General features: G+C 67.0%; 19 protein-coding genes and 1 pseudogene. 5 read left to right on the forward strand and 15 right to left on the reverse strand.

The features are described from left to right. Positions 1 to 43: 43 nt before the first annotated feature. Positions 44 to 1,732, reverse strand: a complete 1,689-nt coding sequence (locus F8D48_RS03645) for a formate--tetrahydrofolate ligase (protein WP_151430002.1) — start codon at positions 1,730 to 1,732, stop codon at positions 44 to 46. A gap of 305 nt (positions 1,733 to 2,037) precedes the next feature. Next, positions 2,038 to 2,805: a type III pantothenate kinase gene (locus F8D48_RS03650; RefSeq protein ID WP_151430003.1), complete on the reverse strand. Its 768-nt coding sequence runs from the start codon at positions 2,803 to 2,805 to the stop codon at positions 2,038 to 2,040. 137 nt (positions 2,806 to 2,942) lie between these two features. Here F8D48_RS03650 and F8D48_RS03655 point away from each other — a divergent pair, with 137 nt between their 5' ends. Next, the gene (locus F8D48_RS03655) at positions 2,943 to 3,638 is read left to right on the forward strand and encodes a response regulator transcription factor (RefSeq protein WP_151430004.1); all 696 of its coding nucleotides are present in this window, start codon (positions 2,943 to 2,945) and stop codon (positions 3,636 to 3,638) included. A 108-nt stretch (positions 3,639 to 3,746) separates the two neighbouring features. Here F8D48_RS03655 and F8D48_RS03660 read toward each other — a convergent pair whose 3' ends face one another. From F8D48_RS03660 to F8D48_RS03680, 5 genes are all read right to left on the reverse strand, one after another. After that, positions 3,747 to 4,388 carry a biotin transporter BioY gene (locus F8D48_RS03660; RefSeq protein ID WP_135970251.1) on the reverse strand — a complete coding sequence of 214 codons (642 nt, stop codon included), beginning with the start codon at positions 4,386 to 4,388 and terminating at the stop codon, positions 3,747 to 3,749. A gap of 134 nt (positions 4,389 to 4,522) precedes the next feature. Beyond that, positions 4,523 to 6,118 carry an MATE family efflux transporter gene (locus F8D48_RS03665; RefSeq protein WP_240806205.1) on the reverse strand — a complete coding sequence of 532 codons (1,596 nt, stop codon included), beginning with the start codon at positions 6,116 to 6,118 and terminating at the stop codon, positions 4,523 to 4,525. A gap of 46 nt (positions 6,119 to 6,164) precedes the next feature. After that, positions 6,165 to 7,010, reverse strand: coding sequence for a biotin--[acetyl-CoA-carboxylase] ligase (locus F8D48_RS03670; protein WP_135970250.1), 846 nt, complete (start codon positions 7,008 to 7,010; stop codon positions 6,165 to 6,167). Next, positions 7,011 to 8,324 (reverse strand): dihydropteroate synthase, encoded by a 1,314-nt coding sequence (folP, locus tag F8D48_RS03675; protein ID WP_151430005.1) that lies wholly within the window; start codon positions 8,322 to 8,324, stop codon positions 7,011 to 7,013. Between the two features lie 526 nt (positions 8,325 to 8,850). Continuing rightward, complete coding sequence (locus F8D48_RS03680) at positions 8,851 to 9,663, reverse strand: UTP--glucose-1-phosphate uridylyltransferase (protein ID WP_151430006.1); 813 nt, start codon at positions 9,661 to 9,663, stop codon at positions 8,851 to 8,853. 78 nt (positions 9,664 to 9,741) lie between these two features. Here F8D48_RS03680 and F8D48_RS03685 point away from each other — a divergent pair, with 78 nt between their 5' ends. Both F8D48_RS03685 and F8D48_RS03690 read left to right on the forward strand, forming a co-directional pair. After that, positions 9,742 to 10,746 (forward strand): FAD:protein FMN transferase, encoded by a 1,005-nt coding sequence (locus tag F8D48_RS03685; RefSeq protein ID WP_151430007.1) that lies wholly within the window; start codon positions 9,742 to 9,744, stop codon positions 10,744 to 10,746. A 172-nt stretch (positions 10,747 to 10,918) separates the two neighbouring features. After that, the gene (locus F8D48_RS03690; protein WP_240806206.1) at positions 10,919 to 11,848 is read left to right on the forward strand and encodes a MarR family transcriptional regulator; all 930 of its coding nucleotides are present in this window, start codon (positions 10,919 to 10,921) and stop codon (positions 11,846 to 11,848) included. A 16-nt stretch (positions 11,849 to 11,864) separates the two neighbouring features. On the opposite strand, the gene F8D48_RS03695 is transcribed toward F8D48_RS03690, so the two are convergent. From F8D48_RS03695 to F8D48_RS03705, 3 genes are all read right to left on the reverse strand, one after another. Then, the gene (locus F8D48_RS03695) at positions 11,865 to 12,635 is read right to left on the reverse strand and encodes a hypothetical protein (RefSeq protein ID WP_240806207.1); all 771 of its coding nucleotides are present in this window, start codon (positions 12,633 to 12,635) and stop codon (positions 11,865 to 11,867) included. Positions 12,636 to 12,698: 63 nt separating this feature from the next. Beyond that, positions 12,699 to 14,381, reverse strand: a complete 1,683-nt coding sequence (locus F8D48_RS03700; RefSeq protein ID WP_420868749.1) for an FAD-dependent oxidoreductase — start codon at positions 14,379 to 14,381, stop codon at positions 12,699 to 12,701. Positions 14,382 to 14,535: 154 nt separating this feature from the next. Next, positions 14,536 to 15,177, reverse strand: coding sequence for an FMN-binding protein (locus tag F8D48_RS03705; protein ID WP_151430009.1), 642 nt, complete (start codon positions 15,175 to 15,177; stop codon positions 14,536 to 14,538). Between the two features lie 345 nt (positions 15,178 to 15,522). Between F8D48_RS03705 and F8D48_RS03710 the strand changes: the two genes are divergently transcribed. Then, a complete protein-coding gene (locus tag F8D48_RS03710) occupies positions 15,523 to 16,644 on the forward strand; it encodes a DUF5692 family protein (RefSeq protein WP_236650713.1) in 1,122 nt (373 codons plus the stop codon). Between the two features lie 189 nt (positions 16,645 to 16,833). Here the strand turns inward: F8D48_RS03710 and F8D48_RS03715 are convergent, their stop codons facing one another. The 3 genes and pseudogenes from F8D48_RS03715 to F8D48_RS12245 form a co-directional block, all read right to left on the reverse strand. After that, complete coding sequence (locus tag F8D48_RS03715; protein WP_170272715.1) at positions 16,834 to 17,382, reverse strand: arginase family protein; 549 nt, start codon at positions 17,380 to 17,382, stop codon at positions 16,834 to 16,836. 65 nt (positions 17,383 to 17,447) lie between these two features. Further along, positions 17,448 to 17,510: pseudogene (locus tag F8D48_RS12240) on the reverse strand (hypothetical protein); the annotation flags it as partial. Beyond that, the gene (locus F8D48_RS12245; protein WP_151430011.1) at positions 17,501 to 17,743 is read right to left on the reverse strand and encodes an arginase family protein; all 243 of its coding nucleotides are present in this window, start codon (positions 17,741 to 17,743) and stop codon (positions 17,501 to 17,503) included. The pseudogene F8D48_RS12240 and the gene F8D48_RS12245, both read right to left, overlap by 10 nt. A gap of 392 nt (positions 17,744 to 18,135) precedes the next feature. On the opposite strand from F8D48_RS12245, the gene F8D48_RS12095 reads away from it, so the two are divergent. Continuing rightward, on the forward strand, positions 18,136 to 18,267 hold the full coding sequence (locus tag F8D48_RS12095) for a hypothetical protein (RefSeq protein WP_257475583.1): 132 nt from the start codon (positions 18,136 to 18,138) through the stop codon (positions 18,265 to 18,267). 362 nt (positions 18,268 to 18,629) lie between these two features. Here F8D48_RS12095 and F8D48_RS03725 read toward each other — a convergent pair whose 3' ends face one another. Further along, positions 18,630 to 18,821 carry a hypothetical protein gene (locus tag F8D48_RS03725; RefSeq protein WP_028026540.1) on the reverse strand — a complete coding sequence of 64 codons (192 nt, stop codon included), beginning with the start codon at positions 18,819 to 18,821 and terminating at the stop codon, positions 18,630 to 18,632. Positions 18,822 to 18,830: 9 nt separating this feature from the next. Then, a complete protein-coding gene (locus F8D48_RS03730; protein WP_136433549.1) occupies positions 18,831 to 19,598 on the reverse strand; it encodes a cytochrome c biogenesis protein in 768 nt (255 codons plus the stop codon). Positions 19,599 to 19,704 lie beyond the last annotated feature (106 nt).

Consider the following 19,704-nt stretch of genomic DNA (forward strand, 5'->3'; position numbering starts at 1 on the left):
CAAGCTATTCGCCTAGGGGCTGTTTTTACATGCTATTTATTGCCTAGAACAACCCAACAATGGTGCCGTCTTCCAGCACGTCAATCTTATGGGCGGCCGGGGCCTTGCCCAGGCCGGGCATGGTCATAATGGAGCCAGTCAGCGCCACGATGAAGCCGGCACCGGCCGACACCTTCACCTGGCGCACCGTGACGGTGAAGTCGCGGGGAGCGCCCAGCTTCGTGGCATCGTCCGAGAACGAGTACTGGGTCTTGGCCATGCACACGGGCATGGCCCCGAAGCCCAGGGCCTCCAACGACGCGATCTCCTTCTGCGCGGCCGGCTCGAACACCACGCCGTCGGCCCGGTAGACCCGCTTGGCAATGGCCTCGATCTTCTCGGCGATGGAAAGGTCGCTCTCATAGGAGAACGAGAACGTCTCGGCCGAGCGGCCGGCCGCGTCTCCGCTCTCGCAGAGGGCCACCACCTCGTCGGCTAGGGCCAGGCCGCCCTCGCCGCCCTTGGCCCACACCTCGGACAGGGCCACGTTCACGCCCAGCTCGCGGCACTTGGCCTCCACCAAATCCAGCTCGGCCTTGGTGTCGGTCGGGAAGGCGTTGATGGCCACCACGCAGGGCAGGTTGTACACATTCGTGATGTTCTCCACGTGCTGCAGCAGGTTCGGCAAGCCCGCCTCCAGCGCTTCCAGGTTCTCCTCGTTCAGGTCGGCCTTGGCCACGCCGCCGTGGTTCTTGAGCGCGCGCACGGTGGCCACCACCACCACGGCATCGGGCGCGAGGCCGGCCAGGCGGCACTTGATGTCGAGGAACTTCTCCGCGCCCAGATCGGCGCCGAAGCCGGCCTCGGTCACGCAGTAGTCGCCCAGCGCCATGGCCATGCGGGTGGCCATGATGGAGTTGCAGCCGTGGGCGATGTTGGCGAAAGGACCGCCGTGCACGAAGGCCGGGGTACCCTCCAGCGTCTGCACGAGGTTCGGCTTCAGGGCGTCCTTCAGAAGCGCGGCCATGGCGCCCTCGGCCTTCAGATCGTGGGCCGTGACCGGCTTGTCATCGTAGGTGTAGCCCACCACGATGCGGCCCAGGCGCTCCTTCAGGTCGGTGATGGAGGTGGCCAAGCAGAAGATGGCCATAACCTCGCTGGCCACGGTGATGTCGAAGCCGTCCTCGCGGGGCACACCGTGGGCCTTGCCGCCGAGGCCGTCCACGATGTGGCGCAGCTGGCGGTCGTTCATGTCCACCACGCGCTTCCAGGTGATCTTGCGGACATCGATGTTCAGCTCGTTGCCGTTCTGGATATGGGCGTCCAGCAAAGCCGCGAGCAGGTTGTTGGCAGCCCCGATGGCGTGGAAGTCGCCGGTGAAGTGCAGGTTGATGTCCTCCATGGGCACCACCTGGGCGTACCCGCCGCCGGCGGCGCCGCCCTTGATGCCGAACACGGGCCCGAGCGACGGCTCGCGCAGGGCCACGACCACGTTCTTGCCGCGCTGGGCCAGGGCATCGGCGAGCCCGACGGTGGTGGTGGTCTTGCCCTCGCCGGCGGGCGTGGGGTTGATGGCGGTCACCAGGATGAGCTTGCCTGGGGCGTGCTCCTCCTCGCGCAGGAGGTTGAAATCCACCTTGGCCTTGTAGTTGCCGTACAGCTCAAGGTACTTCTCGTCGACGCCGGCAATGGCGGCGATCTCGCCAATGGGTTTCGGTTCGGTCGCCTGGGCAATTTCAATGTCGGTCAACACGTCGGGCCCTCTTTCTCATGTCGCGGCGCCGGGAACGTCCTGGCAGCCTCCTTTGACGAATGCGCCCGCACGCTGCGGGCGCATCCCCATTCTAGCCATGGAACCGCACGGTGGCCCGCACCGTTCCCCCAAGGGCACAACTTCCCCGCGATACGGCCCTGCGCCGGCAGCAAGGCCGGACGCGACCGCTCCCGCGATGCGTTCCGCGCCGGCATCGGGGCCGGCGCCCCGAGACAGGACGACAGCGCCCGTCCCTCCCGACGCCGATCGGGCGCGGTTCCCGTGCCCGCAGTGCCAGAGCCCCCCTATTGGGCCCGCTCGGCAATGAGGCGCAGGCCGTGGAGGGTCAGCTCCGGGTTCACTGCGGAGATGGTGGCGGAATGGGGCGCCACCACCGGGGCCAGGCCGCCCGTGGCGATGACCGGGGCCTCGTAGCCCATCTGGGCAAAGATGCGGCGCACCAGACCGTCCACCCGGTCGGCCTCCCCCAGCATGATGCCGGCCTGGATGGCCTCCACCGTGGAGGTGCCGATGGGGGCAGGAGGCACCACCAGCGCGATGTCGGGCAGCTGGGCCCCACAGGCGAATAGGGCGTTGGCCGAAGTCTGCACGCCCGGCGCGATGACGCCGCCACGGAAGCGCCCCTCGCCGTCGATCACCTCGATGTTGGTGGCGGTACCGAAATCGACCACCACGACCGGGGCCCCATAGAGGCTGCGGGCGGCCACGGCATCGGCCACGCGATCGGCGCCGATCTCGTGAGGACGGGGGTAGTCGGCCTCGAAGAGCCCGGCGGCCGTCTCGGCCGAGCACACAAGGGGCGCGGTGCCCGTGGCGTCGGCGATGGCCTGTATCCATGCGCGGCTGAGCTGGGGTACCACCGAGGCCACAGCCGAGGCCCGCACCTCGGTCAGGGCGAGATCATCCAGGGCGAAAAGCGAGGAAAGGGTCGCCCGCAGCTGGTCGGCGGTCACCGAACGATCCGTGGCCACGCGCCACATGGCAGCGAGTCGCTCACCGTCGTAGGCCCCGATAACGGTATGGGTATTCCCTATGTCAATAGCAAGTAACATAATTATGACAATCTTCCTCAGTTTTCCAGTAAAATATGACACAGTGTTTATAGTGAACACGGTGCTTGATTATATCAAGGATTAAACGATCTGCCCCCGCAGGGCAATCGTCGACATGACGAGAGAAAGGCAAGATTATGATTGAGACACCGAGCCGAATCCTTGTCGTTGACGACGAGCCATCGATCACTGAATTCGTCAGCTACGCGTTGCGGAAGGAAGGCTACGACGCCGACGTCGTCGACAACGGCGAGGAGGCCTTCGCCCTCGCGAGCGCGAACAACTACGATCTGTTCGTCCTCGACATCATGTTGCCGGGAATGGACGGCTACGAGCTGTGCCGCCGCCTTCGTTCCAAAACTACGGCCCCCGTGCTGTTCCTGTCGGCCCGCGACACCGAGCTCGACAAGGTGGTGGGCCTGGAAATCGGCGGCGACGACTACCTGGCCAAGCCCTTCGGCGTGCGCGAGCTCATCGCCCGCGTGCGCGCCCTGCTGCGCCGCGGCCAGGGCGGCGAGTTCCCCGGGGCCTCCAACTCCATCACCGCCTCGGGCATCACGCTCGACGAGGACGCCCACACCGCCGCCGGCGACCACGGCGAGATCGACCTCACCCCCCGCGAGTTCGAGCTGCTGGCCTCCCTCATGAAGAACGCCGGCAAGGTGGTCTCCCGCGAGGACCTGCTCCGCGACGCCTGGGGCTGGGAGTACCTCACCGAGACGAAGACCGTGGACACCCACATCAAGCGCCTGCGCGACAAAATCCACGCCGCCGGCTACGATCCGGCCCTCGTGGAGACCGTCCGCGGCTACGGCTACCGCTTCAAGGCGTAACCAACGCACCTCATCTTAAGCGCCAAGGGGCTCCCAGATGGGAGCCCCTTGCTTGTTGTCACGCCTCCCGATCAGAGGGCGGCGCATATTCCAATTCGCCCAAACGGCCTACTTCACCACGGCCTTCACGGCGTCGGCGCAGATGACGGCGGCCACGATCTTGCAGGCGTCCACCACCATGAAGGGGGCCACAGCCGTGAGGAAGGCCGTCATGAGGTCCACCTGACCCACGGCCATGTACTGGACGCAGCCGCAGACGTAGGCCACGGCCGTGAAGATGAGGCCGGCCGCCAGATCGACCCCGAAGGCGCGCAGGAACGCCACGGCCCGCTGGGCCGGCGCGAGGGCGGCCCGCTCGGCGGCCGTGGGCCGCGGGCCGCGGGCGGGGCCCGAGCCGCGGCCCGGACGCGCCAGATGCAGGAACAGCACCGCGGCGCTCACGCCAAGGAGGTAGCCCCACAGAAAGCCGCCCGTGGGACCGGCCAGCACCCCGAGGCCCCCGCGCATACCGGAGAACACCGGCACGCCCACGGCGCCGAGGAGCAGATAGCCCGCGATGGCGGCGATGGCCTCCTTGGGCCGCAGCACCACGATGGCGAAGGTGATGGCGAACATCTGCAACGTGAAGGGCACCGGCCCCAGAGGTACGGTTACCCATGCCGATACCGCCATGATGGCAATGGTCAGGCCTACAAAGGCCACGGAACGGGTGCGCGCGGAAGCGCTGGTTTTCGTGCGTGCGGTTTCCATGGTCATATCTCCTTTCGACGAGGGAGATACTACGGGACGCCGTGCGCTTCAGACGCCAGAGTCGCCCCTGAACGGCCAACGGGAAGCGATTTGATCAGTTTTGAGCATATGCACAAAATATGGATGCCACAGCCTCAGGCCTCCGCGCCCTGGGCGCACAGTCGGGCCAAGCGGCGCAGGCGCACCATCTCCCATGCGATGAAGACGGCCGTGGTGCCCGTGGCCAGCAGATCGGAGACGGGAGCGGCGAAGTACAGGGCATCGAGGCCCGTGAGCCCCGGGGCCAGAGAGGGCAGCATCTCGGGCATGAGGTACAGCAGCGGCACAAGGAACAGGATCTGCCGCGTCAGCGTGAGGAGCACCGACTTGGCCGGCTGGCCTGTGGCCTGGAAGTAGTTGGCGCTCACGATCTGAAAGCCCACAAAGGGCAGAATGAGGAACTGCACTCGGAGGGCGAAGGCGGTGAAGTCCACGAGCCCGTCGTGCTTGATGCCGAAGCCGTGGGCGATGGGGACGGCGAATAGCTCCACCCCAGCGAACATGACCACAGCGATGGAGGTGGCGGCCCCGATGCCGTACCACAGCGTCTTGCGCACCCGGGCCACCTTGCGGGCACCGTAATTGAAGCCGAGCAGCGGCTGCAGGGCGATGGCGATGCCGATGAGGGGCATGACGGTGAACTGGCCGATACGCTGCACCACCCCAATGGCCGCCAGGGCATCGTCGGCACCGATGGGAGTGAGGGCACCGTATTTCACGAGTTGGAAGTTGATAACGAAATTCACCACGGCCATGCCGGCCTGCACGCAGAAACTCGGGAGCCCATAGCCCAGAATAGTGACGATGAGGGGCACGTTCGGAACCATGGAGCGCACAGACAGGCGCATGGGCACATCGGTGCGGCCGCAGAAGTACCACAGCACCGTGGCACAAGAGCAACCCCAGCCGAGCACCGTGGCCAGGCCGCTGCCGGCCACTCCCCAGCCGAGCATGATGACGAACAGGAAGTTGAAGGCCACCGAGCTCGCGAGGCCCACCACCATGGTGCCGAGGGCCCGGTTCGGGGCACCGCACGTGCGGATGAAGTTGTTCACGCCCATGCCGATGCACTGGAGCAGGAAGCCCGAGCAGAGGATCTGAATGAACGTGAGGGCGTAGGGACGCACTTCCTCGGTGGCCGAGGCAAGGTCGAGCACCCCGTTCACGAGCACGGGGTTCCATCCGATGAACAGCACCACCACGGCGGCCAACAGGCTCAGGGACACCACGTTACCCAGGGCCCGTTCGGCATCTTCGCGCCGGCCCTCCCCCAGGCGCAGGGCCGCCAGAGCGTTGCCGCCGTTGCCGATGAGCATGGCCAGGGCCATGAACACGATCATGATGGGATTGGCCACGGTCATGGCTGAAAGGCCGATCTCGCCCACGGCATGGCCGAGGAACACCGAGTCGATGATGGCGTAGGAGCCGTTGATGAGCATGCCCACCACCGACGGGATGGCGAACTCGGTGATGAGCCGCGGAATGGAGGCGGTGCCCATGCGCAGCACCTTCTCGTCGCCGGCCGAGTGGCCGCGCAGCGCCTCTCCCCGGTCGTCCAACGCCGCGTCCTCATCGGGACGGCCGGCACCGCCCTCAGTCGCGGCCGCCCCCGCGTCGGAGCCACCGGCGACCGGAGTGCGGTCGGTAGGTGTCACAGGTTCGCTAGGTTCGCTCTGCTTCGATTCGTCCATGGGGCTCGTGCCTTTCCTCAAAAAACGCCGAGCGCCATTGTAGACCCTAGGGCAGCGGAACGACGTGGGCCTCCCCCGAGGCGACGGGCACCACGCCGTCAGCGGTACGCACGAGCAGCCGGCCGCGCTCGTCCACGCCGGCGCCGACGCCCTCCACCGTGGTCGCCCCGCCGATGGTCTCGATGCGCAGGGGGCGCCCATCCAAGAACGACACCGCCTCGTAGGTGGCCAGGGAAGGCTGGAAGCCCAGCTCGCGCCAGCGACCGTAGTTCACCAGCACCCGGGCGAGCACCTCGCGCTGCACGTCGGTGATGAGCTCCTCGCGCCGCGCCGCCTGCTCTGGCTCGTCGAGCGCCTCGATGGTTGCGCGGACGGTGGAGGGATGGGCGGGGCTGGAAGCGGGATCCATCATGAGATCGGCTAGGTACTCGGGGATGTTGCGGCCCTCGATAGGACGCTCCACGTCGGGCGGGAACACGTTGACACCGATGCCCACGCACACCCCTCCCCCGCAAGACTCCAGCGAGATGCCGCAGAGCTTGCGGTACTCGTCGGCCCGCTCGCAGTCGGCGGGCATGTACACCACGTCGTTGGGCCATTTCAGCTGGATGCCATCCTCAACGGAGGGGTCGGCCATGGCCGCCAGGGCCCGCTGCACGGACAGGCCCGCCACTAGGCTGAGCGTGGCCAGACCGCTGCCGGCCACATCGGGACGCAGCAGCAGCGACATGTACAGGCCGCCCTCGGGGCTGTCCCAGCCGCGGCCCTGGCGGCCGTAGCCGCCGGACTGGCGCCGGGCCCGCACCACGAGCCCCTCGGCCTTGCCCTCGCGCAGGGCCTCCTTCACCACCTCGTTGGTCGAGGTCACCTCGTCGATAACCGTGAGCTTCATCTACAACCTCCTCGCCTTCCCCACGCGCTCGGCCGCGGGAACCGCCCCGACGGCCGTACCGTCGGCCAGCTCGTAGCCGGGCAGGATGTCGAGCAGGGGGCGCACCACAAAGTCGCGCTCACAGGCACGGGGGTGCGGCAGGGTGAGCTCGTCGTCGGAGGCCACGTACATCTGGTAGTCCACGATATCCAGGTCCAAGGTGCGCGGGCCGTTCTCCATGGTGCGCACGCGGCCAAAGGAGTTCTCGATGCCGTGGAGGTAGCCGAGCAGCTCCTTAGGCGGCAGCCCAGTGCGCAGCAGCACGACGGTGTTCACGAAGGCGTCCTGATCGGTATAGTAGGCCGGCTCGCTCTCGTAGAAGGGGGCCATGTCGATGATCTGGGTGTCCGGCAGGCCGCATAGCTGTCCCACGGCGAGATTGATCTGGGCGATCTTCGCCTCGGTCTCCTCGCCGGGTTCGGCCACTAAAGCCACATTGGATCCCAGGCCCAGTACCACAGCCGGGCGCAGGTCGCCCAGGGCCGCTACCGTGAGGGGCACGTTGTGGGTGCGCACCACGCTCGCCCCCAGCTCGCAGGCGAGCAGTGCCTCGGCGGCCGAGGCCACGTCGCGCTCGTGGGGCTCTTCCACGCCGTAGGCGTAGCCCACGTAGCTCTTGCGGGAGGCGGCTACCATGACCGGATAGCCCAGGTGCACGAGCTCATGGAGGTTGCGCATGAGCTCGATGGTCTGCTTGGGGGTCTTCCCGAAGCCGGGACCCGGATCGATGCAGATGCGGGACCGGTCGACGCCCGCTTCCTCGAGGGCGGCGGCCGCATCGCGCAGGTAGTCGCGCACCTCGGCCACCACATCGTCGTAGACGGGGTTGTCCTGCATGGTCTTCGGCTCGCCGGCCATGTGCATCACCACGCAGCCGCAGCCGCTCTTCGCCGCGACCTGCGCCATGGCGGGATCGCGGAAGCCGGACACGTCGTTGACGATGGACGCGCCCGCGGCCAGGGCCCGGGAGGCCACCTCGGCGTGGCGCGTGTCCACCGACACGCACAGCCCGCGCTCGGCCAGGGCCGCGATCACGGCCCCGATGCGCTCCCATTCCTCGGCCGGGTCTACCGCATCGGAACCGGGGCGGGTGGACTCGCCGCCCACGTCGACGATGGCCGCGCCCGCGTCCACCATAGCCAGGGCGTGCTCCACCGCCGCGTCGGCATCCAGATAGAGGCCTCCGTCGGAGAACGAGTCGGGAGTGATGTTCAGAATGCCCATGACGATGGGCGTCGATGTATCGAAGTCGAAGCGACCGCAATGCCAAATCATGAAGGGGACGTGCCTTTCCGTTTGCCAGCCTAAGCGCTCAGTGTAATGCCGACCTCGCCGCTTTTCGTTGACTTTCGGGCGAAAGGCCCGTGTACGAGCTCTGCGCGGGCGCCAAGAACGGGTGCGAGAAAAGAAGCGGCCCGGCTGGAGGGGGCCAGCCGGGCCAGAAGGAGGGGGGATGCGACTCTCTCAGGAGCCGCTTTCTGCTTTTCAGAGACAAAGCAGGCAAGTGATCGGAGGGGGTTGTCTCACTTGCTGGGCTCAGTATAACAACCGCCCTTGAATTCCCTATGACGCGAAGGTGGGGAACTTGTGGATTCAACGGGTCATCTTTAAGCAATTCTTCAGAATTGAGAAGAATTCCCATCAGCGGTAACAACCCGTCGACGCCGTTGCGACGGTCGCGGAAGCGAGGTCCGGGCACCCCCTCCCGAGCCGCCGGGACACCCTCGCTGCGAACTTCGCGCCCGGCCCCCGGAAGCGCCCGGCGCCGTGCCTCCGAGAGGCCGCGCCGCGCTGGCGACTCCTAGCCGTTTTTCCGCTGGAACAGAATGTTGTTGGTCTCGAGCCAGCTCTCCACCGTGCCGGTGTCGAAGCCGTCGGCCGGATCCACCACGAGCGCGTACAGCTCCTCCTCGGCGAGCACCGCGTCCAGCGCGTCGGTCAGCTGGATCTCGCCGCCCACGCCGGGCTGAACATCGGCCAGAAGCTCCATGACCCTCGGCGAGAGCAGGTAGCGGCCGAACACGGCCAGGTTGCTGGGGGCATCCTCCAGCGCCGGCTTCTCCACCAGCGAGTCCACCTTCCACACATCGTCGGCCACAGCCGCGCCGGCGATGACGCCGAAGCGGCTCACCTCGTCGTCGGGCACGGGCATGACGGCGATGACGCTCGCGCCGCCGTGGGCGTCCGACACCGCCTTCATGGCCGGCAGCATCTTGTTATCGGGCACGAGCACATCGCCCAGCAGCACGTAGAAGGGCTCGCCGGCGCAGGCCTCGGCGGCGCAGCGCACTGCATGGCCGAGGCCCAGGGCCTCTTCCTGGTACACGTAGCTCACCGGGTAGTTGCCCACGGCCTCCACGGCATCGGCGTAGCCATCCTTGCCGCGCTCGCGCAGCAGGGCCACCAGTTCGGGGTTCGGGGAGAAATGCTCCTCGATGGCCCGCTTCTCGCGGCTGTTGATGATGACGACCCCATCGGCCCCGGAGGCCAGGCCCTCCTCCACCACGTACTGGATGGCCGGACGGTCCACCACCAGCAGCATCTCCTTAGGCTGGGCCTTCGTAGCCGGCAGGAAGCGGGTGCCGAGCCCCGCCGCGGGAATGAGAGCCTTCACGTGAGCGCCTTTCTCCTAGAGGGCCCGCGCCAAACGGGGCCCGCGTCTTCGCATGTCGTCGGCCCATGATACTACAGGATGTGCGCTATACTTACGGCCATGGAAAACGAAAACGGGCAACATACCGACCCCATTCCCGACGAGGCCTTCGTCCAGCTCCGCGCCGCCGAAGCCGGCAAGCCGGCCGCCGTGCGCTTCCTCGCCTTCAACACCGTGGTGGATATCGAGGCCTACGGCGAGGACGGGGCCTGCGCGGCCGCCTTCGACGAGGCCCGCGCCCTCTGCCGCACCTACGAGCGCCTGTTCAGCCGCACGCTCCCCCACTCCGACATCGCCCGCGTGAACGGCGCCGGCGGTGCGGCGGTGGCCGTGGACCCCCTCACCTACGACCTGCTCTCGCGCGCCGCCGCCTACTGCGCGGCCAGCGAGGGCGCCTTCGATATCACCGTGGGGCCGGCCGTTCGCCTGTGGAACTTCCACGAGGGCACCGTGCCCGACCCCGATGCCCTGGCCGAGGCCGTGCGCCACGTGGACTGGCGCCAGCTGAAGCTGTGGAAGGAGGGCGGCGCCTGCCTCGCCCGGCTGGCCGATCCGGCAGCCGCCGTGGATGCGGGCGGCATTGCCAAGGGCTGGATCGCCGACCGGCTCATCGACGCCCTGGCCGCCCACGACCTGGGCGGCATCATCGTGAACCTGGGCGGCAACGTGGCCGTGCGCGGGGCGAAGCCTTCGGGCGAGCCCTGGGGCATCGGGGTGCGCAACCCGGCCGACCCGGCCACCCTGCTCGGCGCCGTGCCCCTGGCCGCGGGATCGGCCGTCACGAGCGGCATCTACGAGCGCTGCTTCACCGCCCCCGACGGCACCTTCTACCACCATATCCTGGACCCGCGCACCGGCATGCCCGCCGAAACGGATGTGGCCGGCGTGACCGTCATCTGCGAGCAGTCCATCGACGCCGAGGGGTTCTCCACCACCCTGCTCGCCCTGGGAACCGAGCGCGGTCGTGCCCTCGTGCAACGGCACCCGGAAATTCTGCAGGCCTTCTTCGTGGATCGGGAGGGGCGCATCACCCCGGCCCGCTAAGGCCCCTGCGGTCTTTCGTGCCTCCAGCCCGCACGCACCCCTGCGATCTTCCCATCCCGCGCTGCGATTCGCTCGCACCTCTGTGGTCTTTCGTCCTAGCCGTTTCCGCCGCCCGCCCGGAGCGCTATAATTGTTACAGTAATGAACTATTCCCGAGGCAAGGAGCCGGGCTGTGGGCGCCACTTCCGAAAAAGACAAGTTCAACCTGGACTCCACCTATTTCGTGGCATTCGAGATGGCCCACGAGGCCCTGGCCCGGGGCTTGGCCGCCGCCAGCGATTTGAACATCACCCAGTACCGGGTGCTCACCAAGCTGCTGCAAGCCGGCGAGGCCGTGAACCAGGGCGCCCTAGGAAAGCTCCTCGGCATGAAGCCCAACGGCATCACCCAGGCCGTGGATGCGTTGGAGGCCCGGGGGCTCGCGACCCGGGAGAGCGGCCGGGCCGACGGGCGCACCCGCTTCCTGCGCGTCACCGATGCCGGCGCGGCCCACGTCGCCGCCGTGAACGAGGCCCTCGTCGAAAGCCTCTACGAGCACTTCCCCACGGCCGACCCCACCTATCGCACCATTTTGGAGGCGGCCGTGGCGGCGGCGGCCCAGATCGAGCCGCCGCTGAATTCGGAGATGGCCAACCGCTTCCCCGCCACCCGCTCCCTCGTGTCCATCGAGCTTTTGCGGGCCGAGACCGAGCGAACCCTGCGCGAGGCCACGGGCGCCTCGTTCAACGAGTGCCGCATCGTACAGCGCCTGAGCGAGACCGACCGCCCCGAGCGCGTCGGCGAGCTGGCATGCGCCCTGCACCTGTCCCCGGTGAACGCCGCCCGGGCCACCGAGCGCCTCGTCGGGCGCGGCTGGGCGCGGCGCCTGAAGTCGCCCGCCGACAAGAAGGCGGTCTACGTGGCCCTCACCGACGAGGGCGTCTACCAGGGGTTCCTCATCAGCGCCACGGTAAACGAGCTGGCCGCCACGAAGCTGTGGGCCCACCTCACCCCCGGCCAGCGCGAGGCCATCGAGCGCGTCGGCCACGTTGTGGTGGCCGAGCTGGACGCCCGCCGCCAAGCAAAGGAGCAGGCCGCCTACGACCTGCTCCAGGAAATCTAGAGCATTTCGCCGCCCGCTACGACAGCGCCGCCTTTGGCTGCACCGGCGCGCTCGCCTTCGGTACCGGAGCGCCCTCCTGCCTGCGGATAAGGGCCGCGGCGCCAAAGAGCAGGACCACGTTCACGATCAGGTCGGCCGCCACCCAGCCGCCAAGGGCCGGCAGGCTCACCGTCGCCACGTTCAGGGCCGAGAAGGTGCCCACCGTGAGCACCATGACCACCGCGCCGCAGGCCGCGCAGGCCACGATGAGGGCCGCCGCCAGGGAATGCCCCGCGCGGGCGCGGGCCACGCAGACGCACACCACCATCGACGCCGCACCGAGCAACGTGCCCAGGAAGGCCGCGAAGACGATAACGCCCAGCACGATGACGGGCAGCCCCGGCAGCTTCGAGCTCATGGAGCCCACCTGCACCGCCGACAGGATGCCGAGCACCACCACGACCAGGCACACGACGGCCGCAAGCGCCGTGGCCCAGCCCCACAGAAACGCCGTTGCCGGGCGCGGGCGACCGTCGCCGCGGGCCGCAAGGACCCCGTAGAGCACCGCGCCGGCCGTGGACACCACAAGCGCCAGCCCTGCCGCGAACAGGAAGGCCACGAAGGCCGAGCCCGTGAGGATGGAGCAGATCACATCCAAAATGGGCACGCCCGAGGCCGAGATGTAGTCGAAGGCGAGCACGCCGGTGCCCCCGGCCACGGTAAGCCCGATGCGGGCCAGAATCGCTATCACGAGCGCCATGGCGTACAGCGTGAGGAACGGCCGCGCCATTGCTTTCATATCGTTCATAGTCAGCTCCTTCCGAAGCACTCCCGCGGAGCGCCTTGCGCCCCGCGCGTTCCAAGCGCGCCCTTAGGCCTCGCCCATCTCGTTTTCCACCGCCGAGGTGCCGCAGAGGTACCCGCCGCAGAACGCCAGGCCCACATCCCCCATGAGCGAGCCCAGGATGGGGTCGCCGATGTAGCTGTTCTCGCCGCAGGCGCCGCCCGCGGTGTGCCAGCCGGCGTAGAGCCCCGGGATGATGCGGCCGTTCACACCCACCACCTGCATCTGGTCGTTGATGAGCAGGCCAGCCTTGGTGCCGTAGAGGTTGCCGCCGATGCGGCAGCCGTAGAAGGGCGGCTCGGTGATGGCGTGCAGCCACTCGGGCGGCATGGGGTACATGAAGTCGTCCTCGCCCCGCTCGCAGGCCTCGTTCCACTTCGCCACCGCCTCGGTGAGCACCCCCTCGGCCAGGCCCAGATCGGCCTCCAGCTCCTCCAGGGTGTCGCGGCGCTTCAGCACGTCGGCCTCGATGGCGTCGGCCACGCCGTGGTGCCAGTCGCGGTAGTGCTCGGGCACCTTCTCGATCTGCTCCAGATCGGGGGTCAGCAGCTTGCGGCAGTGCTCCTGGGCGAACCCGGCCAGATGATCCTCGTAATTCGCGTCGAAGACGATGTAGGAGCGGTGGCCCGGCGGGGTCATTTGAATAGTGGCCAAGTCGCCCAGGGCGTAGATGGCGTTGGCGCCGTCCTCGGCCACGCGGGAGTCCATGTAGCGCAGGCGGTTGCCACAGCGGTCGATGGTCAACCACGGCTGGCGCGACAGCTGGGTCATGCCGTCGTAGAGGAACCGCGCCCAGGTGCCGCCCTCGGCCTGCCAGTCCACGCCACCGTCGAAAGAGGCGGAGCTGTTGAAGCCGGACACATCGGCCCCCACTCCGAGCCCCATGCGGAAGCACTCGCCAGTTTCGCCGGCCGTCAGATAGCTGGAGGCGCAGCCCATGGCCGCCGTGGGGATGTACTTGTCCAGTAGCGCCTTGTTGTTGCAGAAGCCGCCGGCCGTGAGGATGACGGCGCGCTTCGCGTGGATGAACTTCTCCGCGCCGTAGTCCTCATTCACCACGACGCCCACGATGCGCCCGTCCCCGTCCTGCACGAGGGCCGCCGCCGGGCTCTGGAAGTGGAAGTCCACCCCGTGCTTGTAGCCGTAGTTGTACATGGCGTCAGTGGCGTCCTTCATCTTCAGCACGTGGTGGTCCAGGGTCGAGCGCTTGGGGGCCACGTACACGGGCACCTCGCCCAGACGCCAGTGCACGCCGCAGTCGGCCATCCAATCGAGGCTCTTGCCCCCTTCCTCGGCGATCTTGTAGATGAGCTTGGGGTCGGCCGCGTAGTGGTACTCGTCCATGGCCCAGTCGGTGAGGGCCTGGGGCGAGAAGGGGTAGCTCGGGAAGGCGAACTTCTTCTCCTCCTGGCCGGAGTAGCCACCGAGGATGCCGCACATGCCCGCCTCCTGGGCGTTGCCGCCGGGAAGCCCCATGGCCTCCACGCAGATGACCTCGGCCCCCAGCTCGCAGGCGCGGGCCGCGGCGTTCAGGCCACCGCCCCCGGCGCCCACCACGCAGATGTCGCACTCGTAGTCCCACGCCGCAGGCACGTCCCGAGGCGGAATGGGCGTGGCGTCGTTGGCGGGGAAGCTCGCGGCATCATGCTCGCGGTAGGTGCCGTCGGCGGCGCTCGCGTTGGTGGCATGGCTCGGGTTGGGGGCGGCCACAGGGTCGCCCTCCCGCGTCCAGTCGCCCCGGCGCTCGGCGCTCGCGGCGAGGGCCGCCTCGGGAGTAAGTAGCCCCGCGGCAGCGGCCCCGGCCGCGGCCAGGGCCGATCCGGTCAGAAAGGCGCGGCGCGAGAGGGCGCCGGTGGCAGAAGACTTACTCACGGCTCTTCACCTCCTGATTGTTGGCGGGCGCGGCGGCGTCGGCTGCGGCAGCACCCTCGCCAGATGCGGCGCCGGCCCCATCGGCTGCGGCACCGTCGGTCTCGCCATCGGCCGCACCCCCCGGTGCGTCCGCGCCGGCACCCGCAACGGCGCTGTCGGCCGCCCGGCCGGTCTGGGCCTGGGCGAGGGCATCCTCCACGGCCTGTTTCACCCCGGCCGTGGTGATGGTGGCCCCGGCGATGGCATCGATGTCGGCGCCCTGGGCCGCCTCGATCATGGCGGCGTAGCGTCCGTCGCGGATGGCCTCGTAGCCCCCGCGGCTCTGACTCTCGCCGTCCTGGGCGGTCTCCAAGCATGTCAGGCGCCCGTCGTCCACGAGCAGCGTCACGGAGATCCAGCCCTCCATGCCGCGGCCGTGCCCCGTGTACACCCCATCGTGCAGATCGCCCTCGGCCCGGGCCGCCCCCGTCGCGGTCACCTCGGCCGCCCAGGGGTCCTCGGTATGCAGGGCCAGCTGCTCGGCCGTAGCCGCATCCTTGGAACCGGAGCCCTCGAAGCTGGCCCCGCATCCGGAAAGTCCCAGCACGAGCGCCGTGGCGCCACAGAGCGCCGCCGTTGTCCTCACGCCGTTCATAGTCCCTCCAATCATTCGCCGTTGTTGGACTGATATTTCTTCATGAAAGTTTTCTTTTATTTACAATCATGAACTTATTGCTGCGGAGCATATCAGCGTTTTACCCGTATAGCAAGGATATATTGACGAAATTTAACATTCCGTCAACTACTACCAAATTGATAATTTATGGATATTGACTGAAGATACGAAGGCGAGTAAGGTACGGGACAACGACCGCAAGCATCCCTTGCGCAGCCGTCGCGGCCGAGTCGGAGACGCGGGCCGGAAGGCGCACCCGCGCCCGCCGATCCGCCCCGGCCGCGACGAGCTTCCCTACCCGGTATCTAATAAGGAGGGATACCCATGCTCTTCGATGTGTACGGCCCCAACGCCGCCTACCAATGGCTCGGCCTCGCCCTCGTTCTTGTCCTGCTCATCCTGCTGAACGAGTTCGCCCGCCGCACCAAGTTCGGCGGATGCTTCATGTTCTTCGGCGTGTGCGGCGCCATGACCGTCTACTGCCTCGCCGTGGAGATCGGCGCGGCGGCCGGCGCCGAATGGGCGCTTACCAACCCCACCCACACCGACATGAACAGCTGGTTCCACTATGCCAAGGTGTATGCTGCCACCGCCGGCTGCATCGGCTTCATGATGCTCAAGTACTCCTGGGGCAAAATCGGCCGCTCCCACTGGTTCAAGGCCTTCCCCTTCGTCATCGTGGCCATCAACATCCTCATCGCCGTGGTGAGCGACTTCGAGAGCGCGTTTCGCGCTTGGGGCACCACCTGGGTGTCCACCGAGGGCGTCACGCTCTACGGCGGCTGGCACAACGTGTTCAACGGCATCGCCGGCCTGCTTAATATCGCCTGCATGACCGGCTGGTTCGGCATCTACATCTCCAAGAAGCGCCAGGACATGCTATGGCCCGATATGACCTGGGTGTTCATCATCGCCTACGATCTGTGGAACTTCTGCTACACCTACAACTGCCTGCCCACCCACTCCTGGTACTGCGGCGTGGCCCTGCTGCTGGCGCCGACCATCGCCGGGCTTCTGTGGAACAAGGGCGGCTGGATCCAGAACCGCGCCTTCACCTTGTCCATGTGGTGCATGTTCTGCCAAATGGTGCCGATGTTCGCCAACGACTCCATCTTCGCGGCTAACTCCGTGAACAACCCCAACGTGAACCTCGCGGTGTCGCTCATCGCGCTCCTCGCGAACGTCGCCGCCCTGGCCTACATCATGTACCGCGCCAAGAAGCTGGGCGTGAACCCCTACAAGCAGGAAGTGTTCGTGGGCACCAAGGACTTCCAGAAGGCCATGGAGCGCCGCGCCGATACCCCCTACCTGCTTGAGACCGAGCCCGCCAGCGCCACGGCGGCCGAGATCGCCGAGATGGTGGCCTACAACGACCTGCCCGCCGAGGGCACCCCGGGATACGTGTACGTGGCCGTGGAGAAGATCGACACCCCGCAGCGCAAGTAGCCGCTCCTCCCAGCCGCTTCCATCCCCATGCCGAGGGTCCGCGACGTTCGCCGTCGCGGGCCCTCGCTGTTCAGGAGCCCTCGTCACCGAAGGAAACCGCTCCTTCCTGCCAGGCACTCGACCGCTAAGAGAGCGCCTCCGGAGGAGCCGGGGCGCTTCTCCGGAGGCGCCCCTTTCCCACCCGACAGGCTAGCGGGACGCCATCCCCTTCGTCGCGAAGCAGATGGCGTCCAAGATGAGCTGCGCCGCATAGAGGGAAGTCTGGTTCGCCCAGTCATAGGGCGGCGATACCTCGCACACATCTAATCCGACGATGGGGCCCCGCGCCGCCACGGCACGGATGATCTCTCGCACCTGGTCGTACAGAAGACCGCCTGGCTGGGGCGAGCCGGTACCAGGGCAGATGGAGGGAACGAGACCGTCGATATCCACGGTGATGTAGTAGCAGGGCGCCTGGGGAATGAGGGAGCAAGCCGCCTCCGCGCCGTCACGGTGCACCTGGGGCGCCGGCACGAGCACGCTATCCCACTGGCGCGCATCGGCGAAGGCGGTCGGTCTCGAACTGCCGAGCCCTCGCAGGCCGAACTGCACCATGGAGGTGATATGCGGCATCTCCGAGGCCCGCCGCATGGGCGAGCTGTGACTCTCCCGAAATTCACCGTAACTGTCCGTCCAATCCAGGTGAGCGTCCACCTGCACCACGCACAGGTCACTGAAGCGGTCCAGCGCACGGAAGATGGGGGTGGGATGGGCGTGGCGTGGTCGCCGCCGATAACCACCGGCACCGCTCCGAGATCAAGGACTTTTCGCACCGCCGCCTCCAAATTGCGGAAAGCCTGGTCGCCTCCGCAGGGACTCACGTCCACATCACCGCAGTCGACGATGATCTGCCCCTCGTCGAGGAACATCTCGTCGAGCACCGGACGTAAAGGCGCCGCAGTCCATCGGCGTAGACGGTGGAGGCATCGCGCACCGCCCGCGGCGCCATGCGAGCCCCCGAGCGCGCACTCGTTCCCAGATCGTAGGGAAACCCGAGAACGGCCACGTCGGCATCGCCCGGACGCAAGTCGTCCAAACTCGGGCACAGCCGCGCCTTCATGAAGGTGGCGATGCCCGCAAAGGGCAGATCGAAGAAGTTGCCGGGGCGGTGGTGAAGGAAGTACTGGAATACCGCTCGTCAAAGGCCATGGTGCCCTCGCTTTCCGCCCGTCGACATCGCCAGAGGGCCAGGTCGCACCTGACGGGACAAGGGCGGCCCACCCACCCATCATTGCCGGAGGAGCCCGTGCCTGACGGAGCGAAGGCAGACCCGCTGATCGAGCCGGCCCCATTGTAGCCCGCCACCACCGCGGGCACAAGCGGCCGCCCCGCGCAACGCCTCCCTTCCCCAGGCATCATCTTCAATGCATGAGCAACTTCTCAAGAATTTTGAGAAGTCGTGCCGTTGCATTCCCATATTTTCAGAAGTGTCACCCTGCGCGAGGAAGGGCGGTGAAAGCAGCAGCGGACGCAATCGATATCGTGCCCGATGCTCTGGCGCTGGTGGAGGATGTGTCAGCGGCCATCGCCCGCCGGGTTGGCCGGATTGAAATAAATATCGCTGAAAACGGCACAACGCCATGAGTTTTGAGAGAAGAGCAGGGTACGACCGCAACATATCCGATGACACTGCGACAGGAGGGCCCGTGTTTGGAGTTCGGCCTTTACTGGGCCTGGGTCATCGCGGCGTCCTGCAGCGGCGCGCTGGGCCCTTTGGCCCTAACGCCGCCTCGCCCATTGACGCTATCTGGCTGCAGGGGCGAAAACAGAAGCGGGCGCGATCGACATCGCTCCCGCTTGGAAGCGGCTGCTGGGTTTTAGGGAGCCTGAGCCGGTTGCAATCATTGCGCATTGCCCGACTTTTGGCCAACATCGAGCGCGCGGACTGAGCACACGCTGGTCTTCGTGTGCCGCCATCGCTCGAACGGGCCATGGCGGGCAAGCGGCTACTCGCCCTTCGCCTGCTGGTCGGCCACGGCTTCTTCCAGCAGCATGAGCTGGGCGGTGGCCTTCTTCGTACCGCGGAAGATGATGAGCACGTAGGCGAGCAGGGCCACCCACAAAAGCGCATAGGCCGCGATGATATAGGGGGCCGAAGGCAGGATGGTGGAATAGATGTCAGCGAGAATGGGGTTCATGGCTATCTCCTAGCGTTCGTCGTCGAGGGTTTCCTTGAGCGCGTCAACGCGCTGGGTGAGGCGCACCTGATTGAAGCGGGCGCGGTACAGGGCGAAGCCCACAAGCAGCATGCCGAGCGCGCACAGGCCCACGCACAGGCCCATCTCGGGGCTCATGCCGCCCTCGCGCAGCACCACCGGATGGATGGACGAGGGAATGAGCCGCGTGATCATGAAGCAGATGGGCACGTCGATGGTGGCGATGATGGCCACCACAGCGGCAAAGGTGGCGCGGCGCTCCGGCTCGTCCACCGAGCTTCTCAGCACGAAGTAGGCGATCACGATGAGCATGAGGATGAGGTAGGTGGTCAGGCGCGGCTCCCAGCTCCACCACACGCCCCACTCGAAGCGCGTCCACATCTCGCCGGTGATCATGGTGAGCACCACGAACAGCAGGGCGATTTCCAGGCAAATGCGCGAGCAGGTGTCGAAACGCCGGTTCTTCGTCATGAGGAAGCGCACGGCGTAGTAACACCCGAAGCCCAGGGCAAGAAACGACGTGATGGCCACGGGCATATGGAAGTAGAAGATCTTCTGGGACAGGAGCATCTTCTGGGACACCATCACGTCCCCGATGAGCTCGGCGCCGTTCACTGTGGCACCGCCCACGGGGGCCACGGTGAAGAACGCCATGAGGAACCCGATGGTGGTCAGCACCGCACCCGCAATGAGCGCCGGCGCCACCAGCTTGTCGGGCCACTGCCCCGCCTCGGGCAGCTTCAACGTTTTATCAGTCACTCGTTCTCCTCTCCAAAATTATTTCCCATAGTACCGGTTGAGCATAAGTCAGCGAGGTTGCGACAGGTGCCTGCAATTCGCTTGAAGAGCGGCTGAGCGGCCTTCG

Source organism: Adlercreutzia muris, assembly GCF_008831045.1.
GTDB lineage: Bacteria > Actinomycetota > Coriobacteriia > Coriobacteriales > Eggerthellaceae > Adlercreutzia > Adlercreutzia muris.

What these genes read in the sequence shown, in the direction of transcription:
- F8D48_RS03650 (WP_151430003.1), bottom strand. Translation starts at nt 2,805, where the DNA reads ATGTTACTTGCTATTGACATAGGGAATACCCATACCGTTATCGGGGCC.
- F8D48_RS03655 (WP_151430004.1), top strand. Translation starts at nt 2,943, where the DNA reads ATGATTGAGACACCGAGCCGAATCCTTGTCGTTGACGACGAGCCATCG.
- F8D48_RS03660 (WP_135970251.1), bottom strand. Translation starts at nt 4,388, where the DNA reads ATGGAAACCGCACGCACGAAAACCAGCGCTTCCGCGCGCACCCGTTCC.
- F8D48_RS03665 (WP_240806205.1), bottom strand. Translation starts at nt 6,118, where the DNA reads ATGGACGAATCGAAGCAGAGCGAACCTAGCGAACCTGTGACACCTACC.
- F8D48_RS03670 (WP_135970250.1), bottom strand. Translation starts at nt 7,010, where the DNA reads ATGAAGCTCACGGTTATCGACGAGGTGACCTCGACCAACGAGGTGGTG.
- folP (WP_151430005.1), bottom strand. Translation starts at nt 8,324, where the DNA reads ATGATTTGGCATTGCGGTCGCTTCGACTTCGATACATCGACGCCCATC.
- F8D48_RS03685 (WP_151430007.1), top strand. Translation starts at nt 9,742, where the DNA reads ATGTGCGCTATACTTACGGCCATGGAAAACGAAAACGGGCAACATACC.
- F8D48_RS03695 (WP_240806207.1), bottom strand. Translation starts at nt 12,635, where the DNA reads ATGAACGATATGAAAGCAATGGCGCGGCCGTTCCTCACGCTGTACGCC.
- F8D48_RS03705 (WP_151430009.1), bottom strand. Translation starts at nt 15,177, where the DNA reads ATGAACGGCGTGAGGACAACGGCGGCGCTCTGTGGCGCCACGGCGCTC.
- F8D48_RS03710 (WP_236650713.1), top strand. Translation starts at nt 15,523, where the DNA reads ATGCTCTTCGATGTGTACGGCCCCAACGCCGCCTACCAATGGCTCGGC.
- F8D48_RS12245 (WP_151430011.1), bottom strand. Translation starts at nt 17,743, where the DNA reads ATGAAGGCGCGGCTGTGCCCGAGTTTGGACGACTTGCGTCCGGGCGAT.
- F8D48_RS03725 (WP_028026540.1), bottom strand. Translation starts at nt 18,821, where the DNA reads ATGAACCCCATTCTCGCTGACATCTATTCCACCATCCTGCCTTCGGCC.